5 protein-coding genes are annotated in these 5,140 nt (G+C 68.5%); 3 read left to right on the top strand and 2 right to left on the bottom strand.

The features are described 5' to 3' along the window. Window positions 1-232: S26 family signal peptidase (locus tag ABZ463_RS27560; RefSeq protein ID WP_362780433.1), on the top strand; the 232-nt coding region annotated here is incomplete at its 5' end. Here the strand turns inward: ABZ463_RS27560 and ABZ463_RS27565 are convergent. Next, window positions 199-732 (bottom strand): CGNR zinc finger domain-containing protein, encoded by a 534-nt coding sequence (locus ABZ463_RS27565; RefSeq protein ID WP_352015110.1) that lies wholly within the window; start codon window positions 730-732, stop codon window positions 199-201. The genes ABZ463_RS27560 and ABZ463_RS27565 overlap by 34 nt on opposite strands. A gap of 309 nt (window positions 733-1,041) precedes the next feature. Here ABZ463_RS27565 and ABZ463_RS27570 point away from each other — a divergent pair, with 309 nt between their 5' ends. Further along, window positions 1,042-2,232 (top strand): NADP-dependent malic enzyme, encoded by a 1,191-nt coding sequence (locus tag ABZ463_RS27570; protein WP_352015111.1) that lies wholly within the window; start codon window positions 1,042-1,044, stop codon window positions 2,230-2,232. Window positions 2,233-2,530: 298 nt separating this feature from the next. Further along, window positions 2,531-3,892, top strand: coding sequence for a hypothetical protein (locus ABZ463_RS27575; RefSeq protein ID WP_352015112.1), 1,362 nt, complete (start codon window positions 2,531-2,533; stop codon window positions 3,890-3,892). A 171-nt stretch (window positions 3,893-4,063) separates the two neighbouring features. On the opposite strand, the gene ABZ463_RS27580 is transcribed toward ABZ463_RS27575, so the two are convergent. Continuing rightward, the gene (locus ABZ463_RS27580) at window positions 4,064-5,137 is read right to left on the bottom strand and encodes a hypothetical protein (protein WP_362780584.1); all 1,074 of its coding nucleotides are present in this window, start codon (window positions 5,135-5,137) and stop codon (window positions 4,064-4,066) included. Between the last annotated feature and the right edge of the window lie 3 nt (window positions 5,138-5,140).

The raw sequence follows: 5,140 nt of genomic DNA on the forward strand, positions 1-5,140 counted from the left end.
CGCTCCCGTCAGCGCCGGGGATCTGGTGGTGGCCAGACTCCCCTCGGACCCGTCGCTGCTCATCGTCAAACGGGCCGCCTGGCGTGAGGGGGAGGACTGGTGGCTGGAGAGCGAGAACCAGCGCGCCTCAGGCCGCAGGGACAGCTGGGACTTCGGCGCGGTGCCCTCCTCGTCACTGGTCGGCCGGGTGGCGCTGCGCTACTGGCCGCCGCCCTTCCTGCGGGCCCGGTAGGCGGCGACGTTCGCCCTGCTGGCGCAACGCTCGGAGCAGTAACGCCTCGACCGGTTCGAGGAGGTGTCCAGGAAGGCCCGTCTGCAGGGGGCCGCCTGACAGAGGCCGAGCCTGCTCACCCCCAGGTCGGTCACCAGGGTGGCCAGGCCCATCACGGCCCCGGCGGCGTACTGGTCGGCCGCCCGGCCGCTCTCGGTGAGGTGCATGTGCCAGTGCTGGCCGTCGTGCCCGGAGATCTGCGGCTGTACGGGATGCCGGACCAGCAGGGAGTTGAGCCGGTCGACCACGTCGGCCTCGTCACCGGCCTGCGCTGACTCGAAGACGGCGGTCAGCTCCGCGCGCAGGTCCCGCAGGGCGTCGAGGTCGCCGCGGGTGAGGCGGCAGCCGGGCCGGTGACGCCCGCTCTCCTCCAGCAGCGCGCGCAGGCCGTCCAGACCGGCCAGCCGGTCCGGGCTGTTGATCAGTAGTACGGCCAGCTCGGCGTAGGAGGTCAGATCCATCGGACTGTTCCGTCGTGGTGGGTGATGACGACAGTCGTGGCGAGCGACGACGATCGGAGCCGCATCCTACAGGCGTGGCCGGACCGTCACCATGTAACGAAAGAGGCCCCTCGTCATGTAACGAAAGTGAGTGGCCCCTGTCCCCTGGTGGGAGGCCTCCCTGTGGCAGAATCGAGCAACGGGTGACCCCCGTACCCCTCCGACGGCCCCACGAGCAGGCCCCGAGCGACTACCGAAGCCGGGCCAGGCCCGCGGCGGCCGTCTACGAAGGACCAATCCGTCTGAGTCTGACTGAACACAGGGGTCGCTGTGGCTGTCACGCCATCTTCCATCTCTCTAGAATCCCTCGATCTCGATCCGGCCTTCGCCCTGCACCGCGGGGGCAAGCTGGAGGTCCGCTCGACCGTTCCCGTCCGCGACGCCGGTGACCTGGCCCTGGCCTACACACCTGGAGTCGCGAAGGTCTGCAGCGCGATCGCCGACGAGCCCGACCTCGTCAACGACTACACCTGGGTCTCCAACGTGGTCGCCGTCGTCTCCGACGGCACCGCCGTGCTCGGCCTCGGAGACATCGGCCCCGCGGCCGCCATGCCGGTCATGGAGGGCAAGGCCCTGCTGTTCAAGCAGTTCGCCGGGGTCGACGCGGTGCCGATCTGCATCAGCTGCACCGGTGTCGACGAGATCGTCGAGACCGTCGCCCGCCTCGCCCCCTCCTTCGGAGGCGTCAACCTGGAGGACATCAGCGCCCCCAGGTGCTTCGAGGTCGAGGACCGGCTGCGCGAACTGCTGGACATCCCCGTCTTCCACGACGACCAGCACGGCACCGCGATCGTCGTGCTCGCGGCGCTGAAGAACGCCGCGCGGCTGACCGGGCGCTCGCTGGGAGACCTGCGGGCCGTGGTCGCGGGAGCGGGCGCCTCGGGGATCGCCGTGAGCCGCATCCTCCTCAACGCCGGCATCGGGGACATCGCGGTGGCCGACTCCAAGGGCCTCATCCACGAGGGCCGCGAGGGGCTCAACCCGGTCAAGGAGGCCCTGGCGCGGGACACCAACAGGGCGGGCCTGCGCGGCTCGACCGAGTCCGCTCTGGCCGGGGCCGACGTGTTCGTCGGGCTCTCCGGATCGACCGTCTCCGAGGAGGCCGTCGCCTCGATGGCGAAGGACTCCATCGTCTTCGCGCTGTCCAACCCGACCCCCGAGGTCCACCCGGAGGTCGCCAGGAGGCACGCCCACGTGGTGGCGACCGGCCGCTCCGACTTCCCCAACCAGATCAACAACGTGCTCGCCTTCCCCGGCGTCTTCCGCGGGGCACTCGATGTCCGCGCCACGGCCATCACCGAGAACATGAAGGTGGCCGCCGCCGAGGCGCTGGCCTCCGTCGTCGGTGACGACCTGTCCGCCGACTACGTGATCCCGAGCCCGTTCGACGAGCGGGTCGCCCCTGCGGTCATCGCCGCCGTCTCCGAGCAGGCCCGTCTCGACGGAGTGGCCCGCAGGTAGCGCTTTCCGGTTTCAGGCCCGTTTCGTCCGGGTCAGTCCTTCCATGTCCGCCGGCCGGGGTCTGCACAGGTCACCCCCTTCCAGATCCGCCGACGGAACACCCTCGTGGGGACGCCTCTCGCCCGATCGGCGAGGGGCGTTTTTTGGTTTGCGAATCCATGAGCGATGTTCACGGAATGTGCTATAAAAATGGCGTTCCGTTACCTGCTCAGGTGAGAGGCATGCGGGGCGGTTGCCGGTGGCCGTCACAGACGGCCGTGTCTCCCATGCTCAGACGGTTCTCACGGTGAGGAGAGCAATGGAACGCGAGCCGAACCGCGCACTTCAGCGGCTCATCATCGAGTCGGGCTTCACCCACAAGGGGCTGGCCCGCAGGCTCAACGACCTCGGGGTGACCCGCGGTCTGTCCGGCCTGAAGTACGACCACAGCTCCGTGCTGCGCTGGATCGGCGGCCAACGACCCAGAGGCCCCGTCCCCATGCTGCTCGCGGAGATCTTCTCCCTCCGGCTTGGCAGGGCGGTCGGCGTCGAAGATCTCGGCCTGCCCGCCGTCTCCACCCCCACAGATCTGGGGCAGGAGTTCACTCACACGTGGCAGGAAGGGATCGCGACCGTGACAGCACTGTGGCGCGGGGACGTAGAAAGACGCAGGTTCCTGCTCGACTCCACCTTCGCGATCGGCGCGGGTTCGACCGGGGCTCTGCGCTGGTTGACCCTGCCCGTCGAGGAGCACCCCACGGCCAACGGTCCCCGCCGGGTCGGCATGGCCGACATCGCCGCGATCAAGGAGGTCACCCGGTCGTTCGGCGAACTCGACAACAGGTTCGGCGGCGGCAGGGTCAGATCGGCGGTCGTGAAATATCTCGACACCGCCGTCGCCCCACTGCTCGGTGAGGGTTCCTACGCCGAGACGACCGGCAGGGCGCTGGCGTCGGCCGCGGCCGAGCTGACCAGGCTCGCCGGGTGGATGGCCTACGACCTGGAGCAGCACGGCCTGGCCCAGCGCTACCTGATCCAGGCGCTGCGGCTGGCCAGGGGGGCCGGTGACCACGGACTGGGCGGAGAGATCCTCGCGGGAATGAGCCACCAGGCCCTGTACATCGGCCAGCCCGCCCACGCCCTCGACCTGGCCAGGGCCGCCCAGCTCTCGGCCCGCCGCGCCGGGGTCTACGCCCTGCTGGCCGAGGCCCACGTGGTCGAGGCCCACGCCCACGCACTCCTTGAGGACCGCCCGGCGTGCGGGGCCGCCCTGCACGAGGCGGAACTGGCCTTCGACAGGCGTGAGACAGGGGAGCGGCCCGACTGGATCGCCTACTTCGACGAGGCCTACCTGTCGGCCAAGTTCGCCCACTGCTTCCGCGACCTGGGCGACGGCGCGGCGGCCGTACGGCACGCGCGGCGGTCCCTGGACATGGACGGCCGCTATGTCAGGGGGCGGATGTTCAACCTGGCGCTGCTGGCGGCGGGACTGCTGCAGCGCGGGGAACTGGAACACGCCTGCGTCGCGGCGGCCGAGGCGCTGGACCTCGCGACGGGGCTGCAGTCGGCACGGACCCGGTCCTACGTGGCCGACCTGCGCCGCAGGCTGGCCCCCTTCGCCGGGAACAGGACGGTCGCCGAACTGGACGTGCGGGCCGGAGATCTCGTCTCCGTCACGTGAGCCGAACCTGACAGGAACCCTGACAGGGTACGGCCGGCGAATTCATGCGGACTTTACAGCGGACATGACAAAGAGACCCGGCGTGCGCATCGCCGGGTCTCCCTGTGGTGGAACTGGGTGAGCCGGAGGGCCTGGACCCTCCGGCTCAGTGGATCATCGGATCCTTACGGCTTACTTGTAGAGCTCGCCGTTCGGGCCAACGATCCTGCCGGACCAGACAGCCGCGGCCTTCTTGTAGATGTCGGCGGTCTCGCCGTCGAAGTAGGCCGAGGTGATCAGGTCGTAGCGGCCGTTCTTGTCCTGGTCGCCGAACTGGCTGGTGACGCCGTTGACGTAGCCAAGACGCTTGTTGTTGTTGTACTTCAGGACCCAGGGGCCACCGTCGGCGCCGGGGGTGAGAGCACCCTTGACACCGATGTGCTCCTCGATCTTCTGCGCGGCCGAGACGTACACCTTGCCGGTGGTCTTGCCGTACACCCACTTCGGCGTGATGCCGGTGAAGGGCTTGTCACCGTCGGGGTGCGGGCCCTCGGGGTAGCCGAAGATGAAGACGGGCTGGCCGGTCTTCTGGTTCCACGCGAAGCCCTGGCCACCGACGTTGTCACCGAGGCGACCGGCGTCCTTGGAGACCGTGATGAAGTACTGGTCGACCCAGTACTTCGTCTGAGCGGTGGACTTGGTCCACTTCTTGAGGAAGAACTCCTGCTGGGTCCAGCCGATGACCGCGCCGTTCTCCTTGACCTCGGCCAGCTGGCCCAGCGGGTACTTGCCGTTGGCCTTGTCAGCCAGGAGAGCGTCGTACTTCTCCTTGCTGATGGCGACCGGCTGGCTCAGGCCCTCGAACTGGTTGCCGTTGTCGAGACCCTTGGGAGCGGCGTCGTACTCGGCCTTGGAGACCTGGGCGCCGACCAGCTTGATGCCGTCCTTGCCGAGGATGTAGTCCTTGACGTTGTCGCCGTTGACGTCCTTCGGCTTGGCGACGGTCTCGACCTTGGGGTCGACGAGCTTGGCCTTGTAGGGGCCCTTCTCGCCGTACTTCTCGAAGCCGAGCTTGTACTCAGCCTCGGAGATGACCTTCTCCTCGGCCCACTTGTCGCCAACGAAGGAGTTGAACTCCGACTCGGTGACCTGCTTCTTGCCGCCGTCGAAGATACCGTTGTAGACGGTGACGAACGCGTAGTCGCGGTCGTAGTCCTCGTAGACGTCGAAGTCGTAGTGCGTCCAGGCGGTCTTACCGACGTAGATGCC

This window comes from Streptosporangium sp. NPDC020145, from assembly GCF_040631275.1.
Classification (GTDB): Bacteria; Actinomycetota; Actinomycetes; order Streptosporangiales; family Streptosporangiaceae; genus Streptosporangium.